General features: G+C 74.5%; 20 protein-coding genes. 11 read left to right on the top strand and 9 right to left on the bottom strand.

The window, feature by feature from the left end; translation table 11 throughout:
* The first annotated feature begins 6 nt into the window (after positions 1–6).
* Complete coding sequence (locus A6F73_RS27235) at positions 7–480, top strand: hypothetical protein (RefSeq protein WP_063350188.1); 474 nt, start codon at positions 7–9, stop codon at positions 478–480.
* Between the two features lie 113 nt (positions 481–593).
* Here the strand turns inward: A6F73_RS27235 and A6F73_RS27230 are convergent, their stop codons facing one another.
* Together A6F73_RS27230 and A6F73_RS27225 are read right to left on the bottom strand one after the other, a co-directional pair.
* Entirely contained in the window at positions 594–1,982 is a 1,389-nt protein-coding gene (locus A6F73_RS27230; protein ID WP_063350187.1) for a gluconate:H+ symporter, read from the bottom strand.
* 2 nt (positions 1,983–1,984) lie between these two features.
* On the bottom strand, positions 1,985–2,551 hold the full coding sequence (locus A6F73_RS27225) for a gluconokinase (RefSeq protein ID WP_063350186.1): 567 nt from the start codon (positions 2,549–2,551) through the stop codon (positions 1,985–1,987).
* Between the two features lie 166 nt (positions 2,552–2,717).
* Between A6F73_RS27225 and A6F73_RS27220 the strand changes: the two genes are divergently transcribed.
* Both A6F73_RS27220 and A6F73_RS27215 read left to right on the top strand, forming a co-directional pair.
* A complete protein-coding gene (locus tag A6F73_RS27220) occupies positions 2,718–3,413 on the top strand; it encodes an FCD domain-containing protein (protein ID WP_063350185.1) in 696 nt (231 codons plus the stop codon).
* 174 nt (positions 3,414–3,587) lie between these two features.
* A complete protein-coding gene (locus A6F73_RS27215) occupies positions 3,588–3,938 on the top strand; it encodes a hypothetical protein (protein ID WP_063350184.1) in 351 nt (116 codons plus the stop codon).
* Positions 3,939–3,962: 24 nt separating this feature from the next.
* Here A6F73_RS27215 and A6F73_RS27210 read toward each other — a convergent pair whose 3' ends face one another.
* The 4 genes from A6F73_RS27210 to A6F73_RS27195 all read right to left on the bottom strand — a co-directional run bounded on the left by A6F73_RS27210 (position 3,963) and on the right by A6F73_RS27195 (position 11,854).
* Positions 3,963–4,727, bottom strand: coding sequence for a metallophosphoesterase (locus tag A6F73_RS27210; protein WP_063351588.1), 765 nt, complete (start codon positions 4,725–4,727; stop codon positions 3,963–3,965).
* 10 nt (positions 4,728–4,737) lie between these two features.
* The gene (locus A6F73_RS27205; protein WP_063350183.1) at positions 4,738–9,330 is read right to left on the bottom strand and encodes a hypothetical protein; all 4,593 of its coding nucleotides are present in this window, start codon (positions 9,328–9,330) and stop codon (positions 4,738–4,740) included.
* Between the two features lie 37 nt (positions 9,331–9,367).
* Complete coding sequence (locus A6F73_RS27200; protein WP_063350182.1) at positions 9,368–10,243, bottom strand: hypothetical protein; 876 nt, start codon at positions 10,241–10,243, stop codon at positions 9,368–9,370.
* Between the two features lie 66 nt (positions 10,244–10,309).
* The gene (locus A6F73_RS27195) at positions 10,310–11,854 is read right to left on the bottom strand and encodes a hypothetical protein (RefSeq protein WP_244293721.1); all 1,545 of its coding nucleotides are present in this window, start codon (positions 11,852–11,854) and stop codon (positions 10,310–10,312) included.
* A 194-nt stretch (positions 11,855–12,048) separates the two neighbouring features.
* On the opposite strand from A6F73_RS27195, the gene A6F73_RS44150 reads away from it, so the two are divergent.
* The 5 genes from A6F73_RS44150 to A6F73_RS27170 all read left to right on the top strand — a co-directional run bounded on the left by A6F73_RS44150 (position 12,049) and on the right by A6F73_RS27170 (position 16,384).
* A complete protein-coding gene (locus A6F73_RS44150) occupies positions 12,049–13,089 on the top strand; it encodes an IPT/TIG domain-containing protein (RefSeq protein WP_063350181.1) in 1,041 nt (346 codons plus the stop codon).
* A 260-nt stretch (positions 13,090–13,349) separates the two neighbouring features.
* Positions 13,350–13,886 carry a hypothetical protein gene (locus tag A6F73_RS27185; protein WP_063350180.1) on the top strand — a complete coding sequence of 179 codons (537 nt, stop codon included), beginning with the start codon at positions 13,350–13,352 and terminating at the stop codon, positions 13,884–13,886.
* 140 nt (positions 13,887–14,026) lie between these two features.
* The gene (locus tag A6F73_RS27180) at positions 14,027–14,803 is read left to right on the top strand and encodes a 5-oxoprolinase subunit PxpA (RefSeq protein ID WP_244293516.1); all 777 of its coding nucleotides are present in this window, start codon (positions 14,027–14,029) and stop codon (positions 14,801–14,803) included.
* Positions 14,800–15,426 (top strand): 5-oxoprolinase subunit PxpB, encoded by a 627-nt coding sequence (gene pxpB / locus A6F73_RS27175; protein ID WP_063350179.1) that lies wholly within the window; start codon positions 14,800–14,802, stop codon positions 15,424–15,426. Before A6F73_RS27180 ends, pxpB begins: the two co-directional genes overlap by 4 nt.
* 94 nt (positions 15,427–15,520) lie before the next feature.
* The gene (locus A6F73_RS27170) at positions 15,521–16,384 is read left to right on the top strand and encodes a biotin-dependent carboxyltransferase family protein (RefSeq protein WP_063350178.1); all 864 of its coding nucleotides are present in this window, start codon (positions 15,521–15,523) and stop codon (positions 16,382–16,384) included.
* Between the two features lie 70 nt (positions 16,385–16,454).
* On the opposite strand, the gene rox is transcribed toward A6F73_RS27170, so the two are convergent.
* The 3 genes from rox to A6F73_RS27155 all read right to left on the bottom strand — a co-directional run bounded on the left by rox (position 16,455) and on the right by A6F73_RS27155 (position 19,803).
* Positions 16,455–17,879 carry a rifampin monooxygenase gene (gene rox / locus A6F73_RS27165; protein WP_063350177.1) on the bottom strand — a complete coding sequence of 475 codons (1,425 nt, stop codon included), beginning with the start codon at positions 17,877–17,879 and terminating at the stop codon, positions 16,455–16,457.
* Positions 17,880–18,083: 204 nt separating this feature from the next.
* Complete coding sequence (locus A6F73_RS27160) at positions 18,084–19,010, bottom strand: aminoglycoside phosphotransferase family protein (protein WP_063350176.1); 927 nt, start codon at positions 19,008–19,010, stop codon at positions 18,084–18,086.
* 28 nt (positions 19,011–19,038) lie between these two features.
* Entirely contained in the window at positions 19,039–19,803 is a 765-nt protein-coding gene (locus A6F73_RS27155; protein WP_063351585.1) for an alpha/beta hydrolase, read from the bottom strand.
* A 115-nt stretch (positions 19,804–19,918) separates the two neighbouring features.
* Between A6F73_RS27155 and A6F73_RS27150 the strand changes: the two genes are divergently transcribed.
* The 3 genes from A6F73_RS27150 to A6F73_RS27140 all read left to right on the top strand — a co-directional run bounded on the left by A6F73_RS27150 (position 19,919) and on the right by A6F73_RS27140 (position 22,377).
* Complete coding sequence (locus tag A6F73_RS27150) at positions 19,919–20,455, top strand: PadR family transcriptional regulator (protein WP_063350175.1); 537 nt, start codon at positions 19,919–19,921, stop codon at positions 20,453–20,455.
* Positions 20,456–20,558: 103 nt separating this feature from the next.
* On the top strand, positions 20,559–21,272 hold the full coding sequence (locus A6F73_RS27145; protein WP_063350174.1) for a class I SAM-dependent methyltransferase: 714 nt from the start codon (positions 20,559–20,561) through the stop codon (positions 21,270–21,272).
* A 259-nt stretch (positions 21,273–21,531) separates the two neighbouring features.
* Positions 21,532–22,377: an undecaprenyl-diphosphate phosphatase gene (locus tag A6F73_RS27140; RefSeq protein WP_107452967.1), complete on the top strand. Its 846-nt coding sequence runs from the start codon at positions 21,532–21,534 to the stop codon at positions 22,375–22,377.
* Positions 22,378–22,416: the final 39 nt, after the last annotated feature.

Below are 22,416 nucleotides of genomic sequence, written 5' to 3'. Positions count from 1 at the left end.
TCCCTGATGATGATCTTGTCTGGATTTCGGACCGCCCGCCGCGCCGCAGGTCTGCCTGCGGCGGGCCTCGCGGTCGCGCTGCTCACCGGGTGCTCCGGCGGGGCCTCGGAGGCCGAGCTGGCGTACAAGGCCGACTACGCCGCCCATCCGCACCTGCGGGTGACGGGGTACCCGTCCACCGGCACGCTCGGCGTGGTCCAGCAGCTGGTGTGGCGGCTCGCCGAAGGGGCCGAGGGGCGGCTGGCGGAGCTCGGCGCCTCGGACGGCGGGGACAACGGGGACAGCGGGGACGCTTCGGCGGCCTGGGTCCGCGAGTACGGACGGGGCGCCCAGGGGGCCGTCACGGCCGACTTCCAGGACGACCCTGCCGAGCGGCAGACCGTGGTGCTGACCTTCCACGACACCGGGCAGGTGAAGGAGCTGGTGCTCCGGCCCGGCGGCCGCGACGGCGGCGACGGTTGGCGGGTCGTGCTGCGGTAGCTGTCGGGGCCGCTGGGCTGGGCCCCGGCCGTCGGGCACGCCCGAGGGGCGGCACCCGTGCGGTACGGGTGCCGCCCCTCGGCGGATGTCGGCGGCTTCAGGCGCGGTCCGGCCTAGATGATCAGGCTGAGCGGCATGATCAGGGCGATGGCGACGACCGAGATCACCGTCTCCATCACCGACCAGGACTTCAGCGTCTGCCCGACGCTCATCCCGAAGTACTCCTTCACCAGCCAGAAGCCGGCGTCGTTGACGTGCGACAGGAAGAGCGAGCCGGCGCCGATCGCCAGGACCAGCAGGGCCGCGTGGGTGGAGGACATGTCGGCGGCGAGCGGGGCGACGATGCCGGCGGCGGTGATGGTGGCGACCGTCGCCGAGCCGGTGGCCAGGCGGATCAGCACCGCGATCAGCCAGCCGAGCAGCAGCGCCGAGATGTGCCACTTGCTGGACCACTCGCTCACCGCGTTGCCGACGCCCACGTCGATCAGGGTCTGCTTGAAGCCACCGCCGGCGCCGACGATGAACACGATGCCGGCGATCGGGCCGAGCGACTTGCCGACGGTGTCGGAGATCCGCGCCTTGTCGAAGCCGGCCGCCTTGCCGAGGGTCAGCATGCCGAGCAGGGTCGCGGCGAGCAGCGCGATCAGCGGCGAGCCGATGAAGTCGAACACCCGCTGGCCCAACGCCTTCGGGTTGTCGATCACCACGTCGGTCAGGGCCTTGCCGAGCATCAGCACGACCGGCAGCAGGATGGTCGCCAGCACCGCGCCGAAGGACGGGGTGTGCTCGGGCTTGGCGCTCTCCTCGGGGGCGGTGGCCTTCGGGATCTCCAGCGGGCCGACCCAGCGCTCGGCCAGCCGGGAGAACAGCGGGCCGGCCACGATCAGGGTGGGCACGGCGATCAGCAGGCCGAGCGCCAGGGTGATGCCGAGGTCCGCCTTCAGGGCGTCGACGGCGACCAGCGGGCCGGGGTGCGGGGGCACCAGGCCGTGCAGCACGGACAGGCCGGCCAGCGCGGGGATGCCGATCCGCATCAGCGGCACGTTGCCGCGGCGGGCGACCAGCAGCACGATCGGGATCAACAGGACGACGCCGACCTCGAAGAACAGCGGCAGGCCGAGGACGGCGGCGATCAGCGCCATCGCCCAGGGCAGCGCCTTGTTGCCCGACCGGGCCAGCACGGTGTCCGCGATGATGTTGGCGCCGCCGGAGTCGGCGAGCAGCTTGCCGAGCATCGCGCCCAGCCCGATCAGCAGGCCGACGCCGGCCACGGTGGAGCCGAAGCCCGTGGAGAAGCTGTTGAGCAGCTTGTCGAACGGGGCGCCCGCGACGGCGGCCAGCAGGCCGGAGCCGAGCGTGAGGGCGAGGAAGGGATGCAGCTTCAGCTTGGTGATCAGTAGGACGATCACACCGATGCTGAGCAGGACCGCGATCAGCAACTGGGAGTCGCTGCTGGTGTGCGGCAGGGCCGGTGGGGCGGCCGCGAGCAGAGTGGGGGACATACTCACGCGAGGTCTCCATTGACCGGCCGCAGCAACGCCACGGCCATCTCGACGAGTTCTTCGGGGGACGGACCGACGTCCAGGACGGCGCCGCGCTCGTGCGCGCCCAGGGGTTCCAGGGCGGCGTACTGGGAGTCGAGCAGCGACGGCGGCATGAAATGGCCGGTGCGGTGGGCGAGCCGGTCCTCGACCAGCTCGTGACCGCCGCTGAGGTGCAGGAAGTAGGCACCCGGGCAGGCCGCGCGCAGGGTGTCGCGGTAGCGGTGCTTCAGCGCCGAACAGGTGACCACGCCGCCGGTGCCGTCCTCGGCCCGCTCCTTGAGCCAGGCGCCGAGGGCGCGCAGCCAGGGGGCGCGGTCCTCGTCGTCCAGCGGGATGCCGGCCGACATCTTGGCGATGTTGGCCGCCGGGTGAAAGTCGTCCGCCTCCGCGTAGGGGAGGTCGAGTCGTTCGGCCAGCAGGCGGGCCAGGGTGGTCTTGCCGACACCGGAGACGCCCATCACCACGATGGTGAGAGGGCCCGCCGGTGTCACTGCCGGGAAGTCGTGGTTCTCGACGCTGAGAGCCATGGGTGGTGCTCCTTCGTTGCCTGGCCGCCACTATCGCCTCAAAGATATGACGTATTCAAGTGGTGGAAACCAAATCGTCATACTTTTGAGCTGTGGGGTAGATCGCAGGGCGCGGGACCCGGTACGCGCCGGTGGTGGCGGCGGGGTGGGCGTCTACGCTGGGCGGATGGAGATCCAGGGGCTGCCCGGTCGGCTGCTTGACGAGCTCGGGCCCGCGATCGCGTCGGGGGAGATTCCCGAGGGTGCGGTGCTGCGCGGCGAGGAACTGGAGGAGCGGTTCGGGGTGTCCCGGACGGTCGTCCGGGAGGCGGTGCGGATCCTGGAGGGGATGCGCCTGGTGGCGTCCCGGCGGCGGGTCGGGATCACCGTGCAGCCCAGGTCGCTCTGGGACGTCTTCGACCCGCTGGTGATCCGCTGGCGGCTGGCCGGCGCGGACCGCTCGGCCCAGCTGCGTTCGCTCGGCTCGCTGCGGGTGGCCGTCGAACCGGCCGCGGCCGCGCTCGCCGCGGTGCACGCGAGCGACGACGACCGGCGCCAACTCGGCTCGCTGGCCGTGGAGTTGACCGTATCGGCGCGGGCCGCCGACCTCACCACCTTCCTCCGGCACGACATCGACTTCCACGCCACCGTGCTGCGCGCCTCCGGCAACGAGATGTTCGCCCACCTCGGCGACACCGTGGGGGCGGTGCTCACCGGGCGGACCGAGTACCATCTGATGCCCCATCAGCCGGAGCCGTACGCGATCCGACTGCACCGCGAAGTCGCCGACGCGATCTGCGCGGGGGACGCCGTCCAGGCCGAGCAGGCCATGCGGACGATCGTGGCGGGCGCCCTGGAGGAGCTCAACCAGCAGTTGGGCTGACCTCCCCCGGCGGCGGGCCGCCCGCTGCCGGCTGCCCGGATCACGCGCTTTGACGGCAGTTCGGTGGATTCGGACGCATAGTCCTGGTTCGGCGGGGCAGAGTGAGGCGAGGGGGCGCGTTTCGCGTGCGCCCGTCCCGTGTCCGCCGCCGAGTCCGCGCCTGGGGGTCGATCGATGTCCGTGCCACGCCGCCGTCGCCGCCTGCCCGACGAGGTGCGCGCCGCCGCCGTCCGGGCGGTGCTCTGCCTGTCCTTCACCCTGGTCGGCGTGGTCGTCGCCACGCTCGCCTCGTACGCGGACAGTTGGCTGATGACGCCGGCGCTGATGACGATGGGGCTCGGGGTGTTCGGCACGATGTGGTGCCTACTGGAGATCCTGATCTCGCGCCAGGTCGCCGCCCAGCGGCAGCGCGCGCCCGGCTCCGCGCACCCGATGGCGGGCAGCCGGGCGCCCGACCCGCTGGCCGCCCGGCCGCTCCCCCGCCCCGGCGGGCCACAGCGCCAGCCGCGACTGCCGGCCGCGTAGGACACCTGCGGCCGACACTGCGGATCAGTCCCCCGGGACGGCCCGGTAGTGGGTGGTGAGCCGGCCCGTGCCGTCCAGGACGTGGAAGGCGAGCATCGGCGGCTGGGTGAAGGAGATGCCGGGCCCGCCCTCGCAGGGCAGCGTGACGGTGGAGACCACACCCGGGGCGACCAGCAGGGGCAGTCCGGCGAAGGTGGTGGCGGCGCCGGTGTGGGAGTGGCCGCAGAGCAGGCCGGCCACCCGGGGGTGCCGGGCCAGCACCGCGCCCAGCGCCTCCTCGCCGAACTGGCGGATCGGGTCGACGTTCGGCAGGTGCAGGACGGCCGGTGGGTGGTGGAAGGCCACCAGCGCGGGCAGGTCGGCGCGGCCGGCCGCCAGTTCGGCGTCCAGCCAGGCCAGCGTCTCCTCGTCCAGCAGGCCGTCGTCGCGGCCGGGGATCGAGGAGTCCAGCATCAGCACGTCGGCGCCGGGCAGTCGGTGCAGCCGGTTGACCGGGCCGTCCGCGGGGGCCTCGCCGAGCAGCACCTCCCGGTAGGGCGCCCGGCGGTCGTGGTTGCCGGGGCAAATGAGCACCGGGTACCGGGAGTCCAGCACCTTGGCCACCTGCTCATACTCGGCGGGCAGGCCGTGGTCGGCGAGGTCCCCGGTGACGAGCACGGCGTCCAGCGGGCCGGGCAGGGCGTCGAGGTACGCCATCACCTGCCCGGCCCGCCGCCGGGCGCGCCTGCCGCCGTCCCGGCGGTGCTCCTGCCCGAGGTGGATGTCACTGAAGTGCGCGATCGTCAGCATGCACGCCACGCTAGTCAGTTGAGGACTGCGCCGGAACCTCGGCCGGACGCTTGAACATCCGGGTGGCGGTGATCTCGCCGTGGATGGCCGGGCCGTCCGGGTCCTGCGGGGCGGGCAGACCGGGGCGCAGGTGCTCCTCGACCGAGATGTACTTGAGGCCCGCCCGCAGGTCGGCGTCGTTGCGCAGCCGGATGACCAGCGGGAACTCGGCGAGCGCGGTGGTGTCGAACAGGCCGGTGGTGTAGATCAGTTGGACGCCGAGCGCATCGGCCACGGCCCGCTGGAGCTCCAGCAGGTAGGTGGCGTTCGCGCGGCCGATCGGGTTGTCCAGGAACAGCGTGCCGGCGTGCCGCAGCTGGGACTGGCCGCGGTCGTTGGCGCGCAGCGCGGCCATCGTGCAGTACAGCGCGATGGCGGCGGTGAGCAGCTGGCCGCCGGAGAAGACGTCGGACATCTGGCCGACGCCGACCCGCTCGGCGCGCAGCACCGCGTCCGGCTTGAGGATCTCGACGCTGACGCCCTTCGGGCCCATCGCGGCGGCGACCCCGCGCAGCAGCAGGGACATGCCGTCGCGGCGCAGGTCGCTGTTCTTGCGGACGGCGGCGCGGGTGGCCTCGTCGATGACCTCGCCCAGGCGCTCGACCAGGGTGGCGTGGTCCGGGTCCTCGAAGCGGATCCGCAGGAACTCCTGGCCGGACCACTCCCCCAGGCCCTCGGGCAGCCGGGAGAGCCGCTGGGCGGCGCGCAGGGTGGTGAGCGAGGACTCGACCAGGCCGCGCAGGCGGTCGACGATCGAGCCGCGGTTGCGCTCCAGCTGGGCGAGTTCGTCGGTCAGCACGCGCAGCCGGGGCGCGAAGGCGGCGGCCCAGGCGGCGGCGTGCTCGGGCAGCGCGGCGGCGGGCAGTTCGCGGATCTGCTGGCGGGCGGGGGTGCGGACGGCCTCGTAGCGGGCGGCGTTGGCGTGCCGGACGAGGGCGTCGGAGGCGTCGCGGACGGCGAGTTCGGCGGAGGACAGCTCGCCGGCGGCGGTGCGCAGGGCACGGCGGGCCTCGGCGGCGGTGCCGCGCGCCTCCGGCAGTGAGCCGAGGTAGGGCTCGGCGGACTGGCCGTCGTCCTCCTGCTGCTCGCGCAGGCCGTCGCGCAGCTGGCCGGCGAGTTCGTCGAAGTCGGCGGCGGCCGACTGGGCGGCGTCGAAGGTGCGTTGCAGGTCGGCGTGCGCGGTGCGGGCGGCGTCCAGGGCCTCCCGGCGTTCGGCGAGCCGGCTGGTGGCGGTGCGCAGCAGGACCTGGGCGTGCTCGGGGTCGGCGGGGACGAGGTCCTCGGGCAGTTCGGTGTGCGCCTCGCCGTCGGCGGGGGCGGAGCGCTCGGCCTCGCCGCGCAGGCGCCCGAGCTGCTCGCTGGCGGCGGCGGAGCGGGCCTCGATGGTGGCGACCAGGTCCTCGGCGCGGGCGGCCGCGGCCTGGCGGGCCGGGCCGTCGGCGCCGTCGGGGCTGCCGAGGAGTTCCTCAGCGCGGGTGCGGACCTTGTTGGTGAGGCGGTCGAGTTCGGTCGCGGCGGCGGCCTCGTCGCCCTCGGCGCGGGCCTGCTCGGCGCGCAGGTCGGCGCCGACGCCGACCTTCTCGTACAGCTGGGAGGCGGCGCGGTAGGCCTCGCGCAGGGCGGGCAGTGCGGCGGGGGCGGTCTCGGCAGGCTCGTCGGCCTGCTCGGCGGCGGGGATCTCGGCGCGTTCGGCGCGCACGGTACGGGCGGTGCGGCGGGCGTCGTCGGCGGCGCGCTGGGCGGCGCGGCGGTCCTCGTCGCAGGTGCGGGCGCGTTCGGCGCAGACGGCCTGGCGGCGGTCGCACTCGGCGGCGTCCTCGGCGAGTTCGCGCTGGCGGCGGGCCCAGTTGGCGCGCTCGCGCAGCCGGAAGGCGAGGCCGGAGAGGGCGTCGGCGCGGCGGCGGGCGCGCTGGGCGGCCTCGCGGTGCTCCTCGTGGGCGGCGGCCGCGGCGGCGTGGTCGGTCTCGGCCTCGTCGTGGTCGGCGCGCAGGGTGACCAGGGCGGCGGCGGCCTGCTCGGCGTGCTCGCGGGCGGCCTCGGCGGCGGCGGCGAGTTCGGCGAGGGTACCGGGCGGGCAGCTGGCGTGCCAGGAGGCGAGGCGGGCGGCGAGGGCGCGGTCGGCACCGAGGCGGGCGGCGAGTTCGCGGATGTGCTCCTCGCGGGCGCTCGCCCGGGCGCGCAGTTCGCGGCGCTCGTCGTCGGCGGCGGACTCGTCGTGCATGGCCGGGTTCGGCGGCACCAGGAAGAACGCGGGCTGGTCGGTGATCGGGGCGATCAGGGAGGCGGCGGCGCCGACGGCGACGGTGGAGCGGGGCAGCAGGGCGGCGGCCTGCAGGGCCTCGCGGGCCCGCTCCAGCGAGGCCGGGTCGGTGACGACGACGCCGTCGACGAGTTCGGGGCGGGCGGCGAGGATCGCCTCGTGGTCGGCCGGGTCGACGGACTGGGCGAGGTAGCGCCAGCCCGGCAGGGCGGGGATGCCGTGCTCGGCGAGGTACTCGACGGTGGCCAGGACGTCCGGGCCGGGCGGCAGCAGTCCGCCGTCACCGAGGGCGGCGAGGATGCGGGAGTCGTCGGCGGCGGCGGTGCGCAGGTCGAACAGGGTGCGTTCGGCGGTGGCGATGGACTCGTCGAGGAGTTCGCGCAGGTACTCGGCGTTGCGGTCGAGGACGGCGGGGGTGAGGAAGCCGGCGTCCTCCTCGGCCCCTGACCCGTCGTCGCTCCAGTCGGTGGGTGCGGGGGTCAGGGATAGCAGGTCGGAGAGGCGCTGCTCGGTGGCGAGCAGGGCGGCGGTGCGCTGCTCGGCGGCGAGCGCCCGGGCGGCGGCCGTGCGGGCGTCGCCGGCGCGTTCGGCGGCGAGTTCGGCGCGGCCGGTGGCGGCGGCGGCCTCGCGCAGCCGGGCGGCGCAGGCCTCGGCGGCCGTACGGGCCTGGGCGAGGGCGGCGCCGGCGGCCTTCTCGACGTCGGCGGCGTGCAGGGCGGCGCGGGCCGGGTCGACGTCGCCGTCGGCGTCGATGAAGCCGGCCTCGACGGCGGCGGCGGTCTCCTGCTCGACCTCGGCGAGGCGCTGGCGCAGGTGGTCGACCTCGCTGCGGGCCTTCTGGGCGGCGGTGGCGGCCTCGGTGGCGTCGGACTGGGCCTTGGCGCCGTCGTCCTGGAGCTCGCCGGCGCGCTGCTCCTCGGTGTCGGCGCGGGCCTCGGCGGCCGCGGCGGCGCCTTCCAGGGCGCGGGCCAGGGCGGTGGCGGCGCGGGCACGGGCGGCGAGCGCGGGGGCGGCGTCGAGTTCGGCCTCGCGGATGGCGGCGGCGACCCGGGTGATCCGGTCGGCGGCGGCGCGCTGGCGCAGGACGGCCTCGGCGGCCTGCCAGGCGGAGTGCAGGGTGCGGGCGTCGATGAGTTCGCGGCGCAGTGCGGCGGCCTCGGCGGTGGCCGCGGCGAGGCCCAGGGTGGCGTGCCGGTGGGTGAGTTCGGCGGTGATGAGGGTGTGCCGGGTGCGGTCGGCCTCGGCGGCGGTGACGGCGCCCGCGGCGGCGGCGACCTCGATGGCGAGGTCCTGGGCGCGGTCGCGTTCGGCGGCGGCGCGGGAGGTGAGGGCGTGGGCGAGGCGGCGGGTGCGGCGTTCGGCGGTGCGGTGGGCCTCGCGGACGCTCTCGCGGGCGCCGGTGGCCTCGACGATGCGTTCCAGCAGGTCGAGGGAGCCGGCGGTGAAGTCGCGTTCGGCGGTGAGTTCGGCGCGGCGGCCGAGCTTGGCGGCGAAGCCGTGGACGAGGTCGGCGAGGCCGTCGGTGTCCCGGGTGTCGGTGACGGCGCGCAGCAGCAGGTCGGTGAAGTCGCTGTCGTGCTTGACCGCGAAGAGGCCGGCGGCCTCGCCCTCGTCGGCGTTCATCTCGCGCTGGTAGCGGAAGAGTTCGGGGTCGAGGCCGAGTTCGCCGAGGTGCTCGGTCCAGCGGTCGTGGCCGTCCTCGAAGACCAGGTCGAGGTGCGGGTGGGCCTTGCCGGCCTCGGTGAGGGCGTCGCGGAAGCCCTTCATGGTGCGGCGGCGGCCGCGGGCCTTCTGGTCGCCGGCCAGGCCGATGCGTTCGGCGACCGGCAGCGAGTCCAGGGTGAGGCCGGGGCCGGGGCGGAAGGAGTACCAGGTCTCGGCGAACTTGCGCGGGTCGGAGGAGACCTGGCGGCCGCGCCACTCGCTGACCTTGCCGACCACGATCAGCTCGCCGGTGACGGTGTGCTGCCACTCCAGCGCGACGTGGCCGCAGTCGTCGGCGAGCAGGAACTTGCGCAGCACGCCGGAGCTGGCGCCGCCGAGGGTGTTGCGGTGGCCGGGGAGCATCACCGAGAAGATCAGTTTGAGCAGGACGGACTTGCCGCCGCCGTTCTCCAGGAAGAGCACGCCGGCCGGGGCGGGGCGGCGGACCGGGCCCTCGGTGTCCTCGCCGAACAGGCCGATCTGCTGCGGGGCCGGGTCGGCGACGGGCTCGCCGACACCGCGCAGGTCGAGCACCGTGTCGGCGTAGCGGGCGCCGGCCGGTCCGATCGAGTAGAGGCGGACCCGGTTGAGCTCGTACATGTGCGGCGGTTCTCCGTGGGCGAGTCGGGTAGGGGTGTCAGAGCGAGTGGAACGGCAGGCCTGCGTCGGCCACCAGTTCGTCGCCGGTGTCCGGCGGCAGCAGGCTGGCGGTGCCGTCGGAGACCGGGACGATGCCGAGGTCGAGCAGTTCGGCCATGGCCGCGCTGCCGGCCAGGTCGCGGACCTGGAGCTGGTAGCGGGCGGTGGTGCGGTAGGTGCCGCCGGAGTCGTCGGAGACCTTCTGCAGGAAGCCGGAGTCGACCAGGAACAGCACGGCCTTGGCGACGATGCCGATGGTGGAGCCGGAGAGCCGGCGGGCGTCCTTGGTGGCGCCGGTGGCGGTGCGCCGGGCCCAGACCCGCCAGGCGGCCTCCAGGCCGGGGGCGTCGGACTGCGGGTCGGTGTTGTCGCCCTCGGTCGCGGCCTGCTCCTCCAGGCGGCGGCAGGCCTGGCGGACGAAGGCGTCGACGCCGTTGACGGTGATCCGGCCGAGGTAGCCGTCGTCGGCGAGGTCCTCGGGCCTGGGGAAGGCCATCGCGGCGACGGCGAGGTGGGCCAGGCCGTGCAGGAAGCGGTCGGTGGACTCGGTGGCGGCGCGGCGCGAGTAGTCGCCCATCCGGACGGCGAACAGCGAGTCCTCGGCGGCGGCGACGGCCATGCCGGCGCGCGGCGAGACCTCCAGGACGACCAGGCCCATGCCGGTGGCGACGGCGTCGGCGAGCCGGGCGAACGGCGGGTCCTCGCGGTGGCGGCGGACGAGTTCGGCGTACTCGGCGTCGCGGGCGGGGAGCAGCTTGGCCTGGAGGCCGAAGGAGACCAGCCGGGCGGCGTCGGCGACGTCGCCCGGGGTGATCGGGGCGGGGGCCGCGGGTTCGGTCTCGGCCGCCCAGGACGTGTCGTGGTGGGTCGTCACGGGCGGTGCTCCTCGGGGCTGTTGCTAGTACGGGTGATCTGGTGGTGCGTCGAGACGGCGGCTTCGTCAGCCGGCGTCCTTGCGGTCGGCGGCCATGCCGGCCGCGTCGAGCAGGGCGCTGCCGACGATCAGGTCGGCGCCGCCGAACTGCGGGTCGCGCAGCGGGGTGCCGTCGTCCACGGCGAACAGCAGCCGCTCCTCGCCCTGCCGGTAGGCGGTGCCGACCGGCGGGCTGGCCGCGTGGACGGCCAGCAGGGCGACCAGGTACGGCAGCTCCGGGTCCTGCCCGCGGGCCTCGGCGAGCAGGCCGGAGAGCCGGCGGGGGGCGTCGGCGGGCAGGTCGAGCAGGAGCAGCGCGGCCTCCAGCTGGGCTTCGGAGAAGCGGCTGTCGTCCGGGGTGGCGACCAGGTCCGGGTCGGGCAGTTCGGCGCCGAGGTGCTCGCGCTCGACCGGCGGGGTGAGCAGCAGGTCGACCAGGTCGGCGACCCGGACGGAGACGGGGGTGCGCAGGCCGGCGCCGCGGGCGAAGAAGGCACCGGTGGGGCGGACGGCCTGCTCGACCGGCAGCCGCAGCACGGGGGCGAGCAGCTGGCCGTAGAGGTCGATGCCGCTGCGGGCGCCGGGGGTGGCGAAGGCCTGCCGGTCCTGCTCGGCGCGGAACAGCGGGCCGGCCTCCAGCAGGCGGGTCTGCAGCTTGGTGTGGCGGCGGATGCAGTCCTTGACGATGTCGAGCAGCTCGGCGGCGCGGCGCTTGTTCTCGGCCCCTTCGGGAGTGTTCGGCTCGGCCTCGTCGCGGGCCTTGCGGATGTTGGTGAGAATCGCGTTCTCGTGCCGGTAGCGGTCGGCGATGTGGTCCAGCGCCTCGTCGATGAGGTCCGGGATGGCGCGCATCCAGTCGACGGCGCGGACGTTGCGCCGGGTCGCGTCGAGGGCGCGGCGCAGCGTCTCGGCGTACTGGACGGTGCGGTAGCGGGCCTGCTCGGCGGCGAGCTGGGCGTCGGCCAGGCGGCCGCGGCGGATCAGCACCTCCAGCTTGACCTCGGCGGCGATCTGGGCCGAGGTGACGTCGGTGTCGAGCGCGCCGACCAGGACGTTGACCGCCTCGTCGGTGGTGCGCAGGTAGACGCCGCCGTCGGGGCCGGGGACCTCCTCGATCAGCTTGAAGTCGTAGTCGCGCCGGACGTACGCGCCGTCCGCGCCGAAGGTGCCGTAGACGGCGCGGAAGCCCCGGTCGACGCTGCCGACGTTGATCAGCGACTCCAGCACCCAGCGGGCGACCCGCTCGTGCTCGGCGGCGGGGCGCCCGGCGGCCTGGGCGGCGACCCGGGGCAGCAGGCGGGCGAGCACTATGTCGCGGTCGGCGCCGGTGTCGAAGTCCATGTGCAGGGTGACCAGGTCGATCGCAGCGAGACCGACCTCGGCCATCGCGTAGCCGCCGTACTCGCCCGCCAGGTTGACCTTGCGGTTGTCCAGGTCGTGCAGGGGGGCGGTGCAGGCCAGCGCCTTGAGCCGGCGGGCCAGGCCCTCGTCGGCGGCGGGGCCGGGCGCGGGCCTCGCCGCGACGGACCCGGCGGGCGGCCGGGGGCCGGGCAGGGTGGGCGGGTCAGCGATGGCGGTCACGGTGCACAAGATTAGAGGTTCGCACCGACATCGACCGAAACGGGCCTTGTGGGCGGGCTGCGCGGCAGGCCGGAGGGCGTGTCGGGGGTGAATTCAGAACGGGATTTCGATGGGATTCCGCCAATTCCGAACCGATATTCGGCAAACCCGTGAAGACTGCGCGTCGCTACCGTGATGATCGGCCTATGATCACTCGACTGGTCAAAGCGGGCTTCGCCGCCGCGCTGTCCGTGACCACCCTCGCCACCGGTGCCGCCGCCTCGTCAGCCGCCCCCGCCGACGCCCCCGCCGTTCAGGGGCAGCACGTGACCGCAGCCCTGAACGGCTTCCTGCCGGGCACCACCCCTCCCGGACCGGGCAAGCTCTCGGTCGGCTGGACCTCCGCCGGCACCCAGGACCTCACCGGGCCGACCCACATCACCGTCGACCTGCCGCCCGGGCTCACCACCGAGCTCGGCATGTTCTACTCCACCCCGTACGACTACACCTTCACCGAGTCCGTCTCGCCCGACGGGCGCCACCTGGACGCCGTCCTCATCGGCACCCGCAGGCCCGGGCGCTACGAGTTCATGAAGCTGAACGTGGGCCGCGACTACACCCAGCAGCTGACCGGCCAGATCGTCGTGACCGTGTCCAATCCGAACGACACCGACCCGACCGGCCACGTGACGGCCCTGTCGGTCGACGGGACCACCCCGGCGCCGGTCGTCCAGGCGCCGCCCACGGTCGACGGCCTCGACACCACCACCGGCCCCGGCGCGGGCGGCACCGCGGTGACCGTCAGCGGCAGCAACCTGGCGCACGGCATGGTGCTGGTCGGCGGCGTCCCGGCGGCCGGCACCTGCACCGACACCGCCTGCACGGTGATCACGCCCGGCGGCACGGGCAGCGCACCCGTCTCCGTGGTGACCCCCGGCGGCACGGTCGCGGCGCCGGCCGCCTTCGACTACACGGGCGCCCCGCCCCCGCCCCCGCCCGCGCCGACGGTCGGCAACCTGACCTACACCAGCGGCCCGGCCGCCGGCGGCACCCAGGTGTACCTCCAGGGCACCAACCTGACGTACGGGACGGTCGCGTTCGGCGGGGTGCCGGCCGCGCACGTCTCCTGCGGCCCGTCCTTCTGCTCGGCCACCTCCCCGGCGGCGGCGGGCCCCGGCCCGGTGGGCGTCACGGTGACCACGGCGGGCGGCACCAGCGCCCCGGTGACCTTCACGTACACCGCGTAGTCCCGACGTACACCGCGCAGTCCGGCTGTTCCGATGCCCGGGTGCTCCGGCACCCGGGCATCGGCGTGTCCGGGGGCGCGCGCCGGCCCGGCGTCCGGGGGTGCGCGCCCGCACGGCGTCCGGGGGTGCGTACCGGCCCGGCGTCTGGGGCGTGCCCGCACGTCAGGGGCTAGTTGAACGCGTTCAAATCGAGGGTCTAGAGTCGGTTCCGCACAGACGGGACAAGGCCCCGACTGCTCTTCGGCATGGAGGTTCGCACCATGGACACCAATCCGGGCACCGATCCCGCGGCGGTACTGCGCAGAGTCCGGCGCTGGCTCTGGATCTTCGTGGTCTGCCTGGTGCTGAGCGGCCTGACGGCCTTCCCGCTGGAGACCGAGACCCGCTGGCTGGCCGATCTCGCGACCGGGCCGGCCGCGCCGCTGGCCGACCGCTTCCCGGCCGCCCTGGACTGGATCGAACGCGTCCGCACCGGCGTCGCGGAGACCAATGACCGCTACCCCTTCCTGGCCTACGGCACCGACTGGCTCGCCTTCGCCCACCTGGTGATCGCCGCCGCCTTCTGGGGCCCGATCAAGGACCCGGTCCGCAACATCTGGGTGATCCGCTGGGCGGTGCTCGCCTGCGGCGCCGTCATCCCCCTGGCCCTGGTCTGCGGGCCGCTGCGGGGGATCCCCCTGGGCTGGCGATTCATCGACATGTCGTTCGGAATCGTCGGCGTCGTCCCGCTGCTGATCGTGCTGCGGGCGCTGCGCCCGCTGGAACGTTCCTTCCAGGGGCCGGTGGCCGCGAGCTGAGTCGGAGCCCCCCAGCGCCGCCCCAGGGCGTGTGACCAGGGGTCGCACGCCGGTGGGCCCCCTGGGCCCGGGTCACGGGCAACGACCTTCATCCGCAGGCCCTACCATCTGGCTCAACAGCTGCTGGAAGGCGGACGGGCGTGGCCGATGCGGTGATCGATCTCAATGCGGACCTCGGTGAGGGGTTCGGACGCTGGACGCTGACCGACGACGAGGCCCTGCTGTCCGTGGTGACCAGTGCCAACGTCGCCTGCGGCTTCCACGCGGGAGATCCGTCGACGATGCGCCGGGTCTGCGCGCTGGCCGCCGAACGCGGCGTCCGGATCGGCGCCCAGGTCTCCTACCGCGACCTGGCCGGCTTCGGCCGCCGGGCCATGGACGTCCCCCCGGAGGAGCTCGCCGACGAGATCGCCTACCAGATCGGCGCCCTCCAGGTCTTCGCCCGCGCGGCCGGCTCCCGGGTCTCCTACGTCAAACCGCACGGCGCCCTCTACAACCGGGTGGTCACCGACTCCGAACAGGCCGAGGCCGTGGTGGCCGGCGTGCTGCGGGCCGGGGCGGTCTGCGACGGACCGCTGCCGGTGCTCGGACTGCCCGGCTCCCGGCTGCTCGCCGTCGCCGAGGGCGTCGGCCTGGCGGTCGTCGCCGAGGCCTTCGCCGACCGCGCGTACACCTGGGCCGGCACCCTCGTCCCGCGCCGCGACCCGGACGCCGTGGTGCACGACCCCGAATCGGTGATCACCCGAGCCGTCGGCATCGCCCGGGACGCCTCGGTGGAGGCCGTCGGCGGCGAACGGATCGCCGTCGAGGCCCGCTCCCTGTGCGTCCACGGCGACACCCCCGGCGCCGCCCAGCTCGCCTGGCGGATCCGCGGAGCCCTCGCCTCCGCCGGGGTCCGGGTGGAGGCGTTCACGTGACGCCCGCCGCCGTCCGGCGCGTCGGCGAGCGGGCGCTGCTGGTCGAACTCGACGACACGGCGCAGGTCGCCGCGCTGTACGGATGGCTGCGCGAGCGGCAGGAGAGCCGGGCGCTCGGCGCGGTCGAGGAGATCGTGCCGGCCGCGCGCACGGTGCTGCTGGACGGCGTCGCGGACGTCGACGCACTGGCGGCCCTGCTGCGCACGGCCCGTCCGTCGGCGGCCGCGGCGGCGACCGGGCCGCTGGTGGAGGTGCCGACGGTGTACGACGGCGCCGACCTCGCCGAGGTCGCCGCACTGTGGGGGGTGTCCGAGGAGGCTGCCGTACGGATCCACACCGGGCCCGAGTACGTGGTCGCCTTCTGCGGGTTCGCGCCCGGCTTCGGCTACCTGACCGGGCTGCCGCCGCGGTACGAGGTCCCGCGCCGGGCCACCCCGCGCAGCAGCGTCCCGGTCGGCTCGGTCGCCTTGGCCGGCCCGTACACCGGCGTCTACCCGGGCTCCTCCCCCGGCGGCTGGCAGCTGATCGGGCGCACCGGGCTCGCGCTCTGGGACACCGGGCGCGAGCCGGCGGCGCTGCTGGCGCCCGGGGTGCGGGTGCGGTTCACGGCGGAACGGGCGTAGCGGGGGTGCGGGCCGACGGCGGGCGGCGCGCGGGCCCCGGACGACGGCGGACGGGGCGGCCGGGGGCGGGGCGGCGGCGGACGGGGTGGAGGCGTTGAGCGGTTTGCTGGTGGTGCGGCCCGGACCGTTGACCACCGTCCAGGACCTCGGACGGCGCGGCGTCGCCCACCTCGGGGTGCCCAGGGCCGGGGCGCTGGACGAACCCGCGCTGCGGGCGGCGAACCGGCTGGTCGGCAACGAGCCGGGCGCCGCCGGGCTGGAGACCACGCTCGGCGGGGTCGCCCTGCGCGCCCTCGGGCCGGTGGTCGTGGCCGTCACCGGCGCACCCTCGCCCGTCCGGGTGGACGGGCGGGCGGCCGCGTGGGGTGCGCCGGTCGCGGTGCCGGCCGGGGCGGTGCTGGAGGTGGGGGCGGCGACCGCCGGGGTGCGCGGCTACCTGGCGGTCGCGGGCGCGATCGCCGTCCCGCCGGTCCTGGGCAGCCGCTCGACGGACCTGCTCTCCGGCCTCGGACCGGCCCCGCTCGCCGCCGGCGACCGGCTGCCGGTCGGCCCGCCTCCGCCCGACCGCCCCCGGCCCGACCTGGTGCCGCTGCCCGCTCCCCCGGCCGAACTGGTGCTGCGGCTGCGGCTCGGCCCGCGCGCGGACTGGTTCGAGCCCTCGGCGCTGACCCGGCTGGCCCGCGACGGGTACCTGGTCTCCCCGGCCGGCAACCGGATCGGGCTGCGCACCGAGGGCCCGCCGGTCACCCGCGCCCGGGCGGGTGAACTACCCAGTGAGGGCATGGTGTTGGGCGCGGTGCAGATCCCGCCGGACGGGCGGCCGGTGGTCTTCCTGGCCGACCACCCGACCACCGGCGGCTACCCGGTGATCGGCGTCGTCCCCGCCGCCGACCTCGCGGCGGCCGCCCAGGCACGCCCGGGCACGCCGGTGCGCTTCGTACTGCTGCGGGAGCGCTGAGCGGCCGCGACAGCACGCCTCCCGGCGCCCCCGCCTGAATGCACCACCGAAGCCAGCCGCGGCGGTGCATTCAGGCCGGGGCGCCGAACCACCTGGACAGGTGGCCGCGCAGGCCCTGCTGGTCCTCGCCGACCCAGGCCACGTGGCCGTCCGGGCGCAGCAGCACCGCGGGCACGTCCAACTCGTCGCTGACGTCGACGACATGGTCGACCCGGTCCGCCCAGCCCGCCACCGAGAGCCCACCGGTCTGGTCGAGCAGCAGCCCGCGGCCGCCGTGCATCAGCCCGTACAGACGGCCACGCTTCAGCTGCACGTCGCGCAGCCGGCGGCCGAGCAGCTCATGCCCTTCGCCGAGGTCGTAGCGGACCCCGATCGCGATGATCTTCTCGATCAGGTACCGGTTCACCTCCTCGAAGTCCATCAGCTCCGCCAGCAGCCGGCGCACCGCCTGGGCGCCGGGCTCCAGGGACATCAACTGGATCTGGGCGCGGGTGTTGTCCAACACGTCGGCGGCCACCGGGTGCCGTTCGGCGTGGTAGCTGTCCAGCAGCCCCTCCGGCGCCCAGCCGTCGACCTCGGCGGCCAGCTTCCAGCCCAGGTTGAACGCGTCCTGGACGCCGAGGTTGAGCCCCTGCCCGCCGGTCGGCGGGTGGATGTGCGCCGCGTCGCCGGCCAGCAGCACCCGGCCGACCCGGTAGCGCTCGGCCAGCCGGGTGGCGTCACCGAAGCGCGAGAGCCAGCGCGGCGAGTGCGCCCCGAAGTCCGTGCCCGCGACGGCCCGCAGCTGGCGCTTGAACTCCTCGAAGGTCGGAGCAGCCGTACGATCCTCGGCCACCCCCTCGGCTGGCACCACGACGCGGTACACCCCGTCCCCCTCGGGGATGGCGCCGAACCGCAGCTGGGTCTTGCGGACCTCCGCGATGACGGCGGCGATCGTCTCCGGCTCCTCGGCCAGCCCCATGTCGCCCAGCAGCGTCTCCACCCTGGAGGGCTCGCCGGGGAAGCCGACGCCGAGCAGCTTGCGCACCGCACTGCGGCCTCCGTCGCAGCCGACGAGGTAGCGCGAGCGCAGCCGCGTGCCGTCGGCCAGTTCGACACTCACCCCGTCCTCGTCCTGGCTCAGCCCCACCAGTTCGCAGCCGCGCCGGAGCTCGGCGCCGAGTTCGGTCGCGTGCTCGGTCAGCAGCCGCTCGGTGACCGCCTGCGGGATGGCCAGGACGTACGCCTGGGTGGTGTCCAGCCGCTCCGGCCACTCCTTGCCGATGCCGGCGAAGAAGCCGCCGACCGCGTACTTCCGGCCGAGCGGGAGGAACCGCTCCAGCAGCCCGCGCTGGTCCATCACCTCAAGACTGCGCGCGTGCAGACCGCGCGCCCTGGCCGGCAGGGGCCGCTCCGCCTCCTTCTCCAGCACGAGTACCTGCACGCCGTGCAACCGCAACTCGCCGGCCAGCATCAAACCGGTCGGTCCGGCACCGACCACGATCACGTCAATCATCACAAACCCCCAGGTATGCCCGCAGATCCCGGCTTCGGCCGGTCATTCTGCGGCACGACCGGGGCCTTGCCGCAAGCCCCCCAGTCCGCTATACCTTGAGAGTGGCAAGGAGAGTCGGTGACCTCCTTGCCTTCGTTGTTTCCGCTCGTTGTTTCTGCTCGCGGTTTGCCGCCCGCTGTTTTCCGCCCGCTGCGCGCGCTCCGCTCAACGCCCCGACAGCAGCTCCGCCACCACCCGCTGCGCCGGGTCGAGCGCCGACTCCCCGTCCTCCACCGCCCATACGGCGTTCTGCAGCACCCGGGCGAGCGTCCAGCCGACCGCCGCCTCGCGGTCCAGTTCCAGTGCCTCCACCAGGACGTCGAACCGCCACCGCAGCGCCCGGGCGACGTCGCCGGTGGCCAGTACGTCGGCCCAGCGGTTGCGCAGCGCCGGGAGGAGTTCGAAGCCGGGGTGCCCGACGAGCGGTTTGGGGTCGATGGCGAGCCAGGGGGCGCGGCCGCCGCCCTCGGGCGGGGCGAGGACGTTGCCGTAGTGCAGGTCCCAGTGCAGCAGCCGGTCGCCGGGCTCGGTGCAGACCTCGCGCAGGGCCGCGGCGCAGTCGGTGAGCAAGCGCCGCTCGGCCGGGTCGACGAGGGCTGCGGCGGCGGCCGGGGCCCGCGCGAGCAGACCGTCGGCGAGGTCCGCCAGCCGTCGCAGGTCCGGGGCTTCGATCTGACGTCCGGTCAATTCCCTTAGCAGGCCCGCGAGGACGTGCAGCGCCTCCCGGTCGTCCGCGACATCCAGCAGTGAACGCCCCGGGTCGAGACGTTCCAGCAGCATCGAGCCCGAGGCCGGTTCGTGGCCGAGGAGTCGTACGGCCCCTCGCCCGTCCCAGGCTCGAAGGGCTGCCGGCTCGCCCTCCGTCTCCTCGTCCACCGGCTGGAGCTTGAGCGCCGCGGGCGTGCCGTCGGCCCGCCGCACCGGCAGCACCAGGGCGACGACGCCGTGCGCAGGCGGGCCGTCCGGGCGCAGATCCCAGCGTTCGAGCAACTCGCCTGCCAGCGCGGAGAGTCGGGCCGCCCAGGCACGACCTTCGGGGCCGAGGGAATTCTCCAGGGACGCGGTCAGAGCGGGCGGGACGTCAACAGGCATCAGGTGGGCTCCTCTCCGACTTCCCAGCCTACGGTCGAGGTTCGAGGCCAGCCGCCGAAACGAAGCCGCCGAGGTTGTCGAGCATGATGTTGTGCCCGCAGTCCGGGACGGCCGCCAACCGTACGCCCGCATCCCGGAGTTGGCCGGCGCCGCGCGGCTCGCCGCCCGCCTCCGGGTACAGGAAGGCGCGCGGGAGGTCGAGGCCGAGCAGCAGTTCGCGCATCGTCGGCACCGTCGCCCGGGCCAGGTGGACGGCGCTGCGGTACAGCGCCTCGGGCCCGGCGAGGCGCATCGTGGACCACCAGGACGGGCCGACCCACGCGGCGACCTCGTCCCGGCCGCCGGCCAGGAACTCCTCCTCGGTGAAGCTCGCGATGCCGCTGCTGCCGGGCCGGCGGCCGGGAGTGACCGGGTCCAGGTTGGCGTCGACCAGGACGAGCCGGGAGACCGACTCCGGATGCCGGTGGGCGAGGACGACGGCGATCGCGCCTCCCATGCTGTGGCCGATCACCTCGACTCCGGCGAGCCCGGCCTCCGCCAGCGCCGCGGCGACGGCGTCGGCGTGCTCCTCCAGGGTGTATCCGAAGTCGGCGGGCCGGTCGCTGAGGCCGAAGCCGAGCAGGTCGAGCAGCAGCGAGCGGCGCCCGGTGAGCCCCGGGTGGGCGGCAGCGGCCGCGAAGTAGGCAGGCGAGCTGGCGCCGAGGCCGTGCAGGTAGAGCCGGGCGGGCTCGGCTCCGGGCAGCTCGACCCATCGGATCCGGTCGCCGTTCGGGGTGACGGGGGCGTGGCGCAGCACGGGGACTCCTCCTCCATCGGGGGCTGGGAACGCCCAGACCATATATCGCCATCGAGGTATAGCGGAACCGATATACCGAAGCTCCGAGGGACGAATCTGCGAGAGTGGCCCCATGCTGAAGCTCGCGATCCTCGGATTCCTCTACGACCGCCCGCTGCACGGCTACCAGCTGCGCCGCCACCTCGCCGCACTCACCGGGCACGTCCGCCCGATCAGCGACGGCACGCTCTACCCGGCGATCAAGCGCCTGGAGGCCGACGGCCTGCTGGTCCGCGAGACCGAGCCCGGCAGCGCCGCCGCACCCCGGCACACCCTCCACCTCACCGAGGCCGGCCGCACCGCACTGCTCGACCAGCTGCGCGAGCCCGAGCCGTTGGACATCAGCGACGAGAACCGCTGGTTCGCCCTGCTCGCCTTCCTGCGCCACCTCGACGACCCCGCCGCACAGGCCGCCGTGCTCCGCCGCCGCCTGGCCTTCCTCTCCGAGCCGGCGAGCTTCTTCTACGACGGCGACCGCCCGGTCGGCGCCGAGGAGTTCGCCGACCCGTTCCGCCGCGGCCTGCTGCTGATCGCCCGCGCCACCAGCGAGGCCGAACTCGCCTGGCTGCACGCCACCCTGGCCGAACTGGAGGACGTACCGACAGGCTGACGGTGACGGGCCGACAGGCTTCCGGACTGACGGACTGACGGACTGACCGAAAACCCGCTGCGGCACCTTCCCTCCCCGCCCTGCCCGTGTTCCGATGACGCCCATGGCCAACGACACGCACACCGGCAACGTACGACGCGAGGGGCACGACGGAACGGGCCCGGGCGCGATCACCCCGGACGGCTGCGCCGTCGAGCTCTGGGCCCGGCTCCCCGTCGGCGACGCCCCGGACGTGATCGAGGCCGCGATGCCGGCCGGCGCCACCATCCTCGAACTGGGCTGCGGCGTCGGCCGGATGACGCACCCGCTGACCGATCGCGGCTTCACCGTGACGGCGGTGGACGAGTCTCCCGAGATGCTGGCCAGGGTTCGCGCGGGCATCCGTACCGTGCGCAGCCCGATCGAGCGACTGGACCTCGGCGAGCGCTTCGACGTCGTCCTGCTCGCCTCCTTCCTGATCCACGCGGGCGACGAGGCGGTCCGCCAGGGCCTGCTGGAGACCTGCCGCCGCCACGTCACCGCGGACGGCTGCGTGCTGATGCAGCGGGAGGGCGAGGACTGGCACCTCAACGTGCCGCGCGAGGGCAGGCTCGGCACCGACGGCGTGTCGCGCATCGTCTCCTCGACGCCGGTCGGGGACGGCGTGAACTCCGTCCACGCCGAGTACGAGTTCCCGGACGGCCGTTGGACGCACACCTTCCGCTCCCGGCCGCTCACCACCGCCGCGTTCGACCGGGCGCTGGCGGACGCCGGTCTGACGGTCGAGAGCTACCTGACCAAGGACCGCACCTGGGTCCGCGTCCGGCCCGCCGGCTGAGCGGCGGAAGGCCAGGCGGAAGGGCAGGCAGAAGGGCAGGCGGAGGAGTCAGCGGGTCACGGAAGGGCCGACGGGCAAAGCCGGGTCAAAGGGTGAACAAAGAATAGTCATCTTCACCCCGTACCATCAGCCGCGCGCCCGCCCGTGCGCGGCCCGATGGCCGTGCGGGTCGCGGCCTGCCCGCCTGCCCGCACGCCCGCTCCGACCTGCGAGGACCGCACATGTACGACGACTCACAGATACCCCCGGTGGGTGTCTGGTGATCGACTGGTTCCACGGGGCCGTTCTCGGTCTGATCCAGGGGCTCACCGAGTTCCTGCCCGTCTCCTCCAGTGCCCACCTGCGGGTCTTCTCCGCCCTGCTGGGCTGGGACGACCCGGGGGCGGCCTTCACCGCCGTGACCCAGCTCGGCACCGAGACCGCGGTGCTGATCTACTTCCGCCGGGACATCGTCTCGATCGTGCGGACCTGGACGCTGTCGCTGTTCCGCCCGGCGCTGCGCTCGGACCCGGACGCCCGGATGGGCTGGTTCGTGATCATCGGCACGCTGCCGATCGGCATCCTCGGCAAGCTGTTCCAGGACACCATCGAGACCCACCTGCGCGATCTGCGGATCATCGGCACCACGTTGATCGTCTTCGGCCTGCTGCTGGCCTTCGCCGACCGCACCCGCGCGGTCCGGCACGCCCGGCCGATCACCGACCTCACCCTGCCGCACGCGGGTGTCTACGGCCTCGCCCAGGCGCTCGCACTGATCCCGGGGGTGTCCCGCTCCGGCGGCACGATCAGCGCGGGCCTGCTGCTCGGCTACAGCCGGGAGGCGGCGGCCCGCTACTCCTTCCTGCTGGCGATCCCGGCGGTGCTCGCCTCGGGGGCGCTGGAGCTGTTCAAGATCGGCGAGGGCCCGGCACCGGCCTGGGGGCCGACCATCCTGGCCACCGCGATCGCCTTCGCGGTCGGCTACGCGGCGATCGCCTGGTTCCTCAAGTACATCTCGCACCACAGCTTCCTGCCGTTCGTGGTCTACCGGGTGCTGCTCGGCGTCCTGATCATCGGACTGGTGGCCGGTGGTGTGCTGGCCCCGGACGCGGGCGTCGTGAAGTAGAACCTCGTTCCACCAGGACCCGGAACAGCAGGGCCCCGG

The organism is Streptomyces sp. MJM8645 (assembly GCF_001625365.1).
Classification (GTDB): domain Bacteria; phylum Actinomycetota; class Actinomycetes; order Streptomycetales; family Streptomycetaceae; genus Kitasatospora.
Note: the sequence above shows the minus strand (reverse complement) of the source record. Positions and strands in the feature narration are given on the sequence as shown.

Bases quoted from the DNA above. Each gene is read 5' to 3' on its own strand.
- A6F73_RS27160 (WP_063350176.1), bottom strand. From the start codon at position 19,010: ATGCCTGTTGACGTCCCGCCCGCTCTGACCGCGTCCCTGGAGAATTCC.
- A6F73_RS27235 (WP_063350188.1), top strand. From the start codon at position 7: ATGATGATCTTGTCTGGATTTCGGACCGCCCGCCGCGCCGCAGGTCTG.
- rox (WP_063350177.1), bottom strand. From the start codon at position 17,879: ATGATTGACGTGATCGTGGTCGGTGCCGGACCGACCGGTTTGATGCTG.
- A6F73_RS27220 (WP_063350185.1), top strand. From the start codon at position 2,718: ATGGAGATCCAGGGGCTGCCCGGTCGGCTGCTTGACGAGCTCGGGCCC.
- A6F73_RS27230 (WP_063350187.1), bottom strand. From the start codon at position 1,982: ATGTCCCCCACTCTGCTCGCGGCCGCCCCACCGGCCCTGCCGCACACC.
- A6F73_RS27210 (WP_063351588.1), bottom strand. From the start codon at position 4,727: ATGCTGACGATCGCGCACTTCAGTGACATCCACCTCGGGCAGGAGCAC.
- A6F73_RS27150 (WP_063350175.1), top strand. From the start codon at position 19,919: ATGCTGAAGCTCGCGATCCTCGGATTCCTCTACGACCGCCCGCTGCAC.
- A6F73_RS27225 (WP_063350186.1), bottom strand. From the start codon at position 2,551: ATGGCTCTCAGCGTCGAGAACCACGACTTCCCGGCAGTGACACCGGCG.
- A6F73_RS27215 (WP_063350184.1), top strand. From the start codon at position 3,588: ATGTCCGTGCCACGCCGCCGTCGCCGCCTGCCCGACGAGGTGCGCGCC.
- A6F73_RS44150 (WP_063350181.1), top strand. From the start codon at position 12,049: ATGATCACTCGACTGGTCAAAGCGGGCTTCGCCGCCGCGCTGTCCGTG.
- A6F73_RS27205 (WP_063350183.1), bottom strand. From the start codon at position 9,330: ATGTACGAGCTCAACCGGGTCCGCCTCTACTCGATCGGACCGGCCGGC.
- A6F73_RS27145 (WP_063350174.1), top strand. From the start codon at position 20,559: ATGGCCAACGACACGCACACCGGCAACGTACGACGCGAGGGGCACGAC.
- A6F73_RS27185 (WP_063350180.1), top strand. From the start codon at position 13,350: ATGGACACCAATCCGGGCACCGATCCCGCGGCGGTACTGCGCAGAGTC.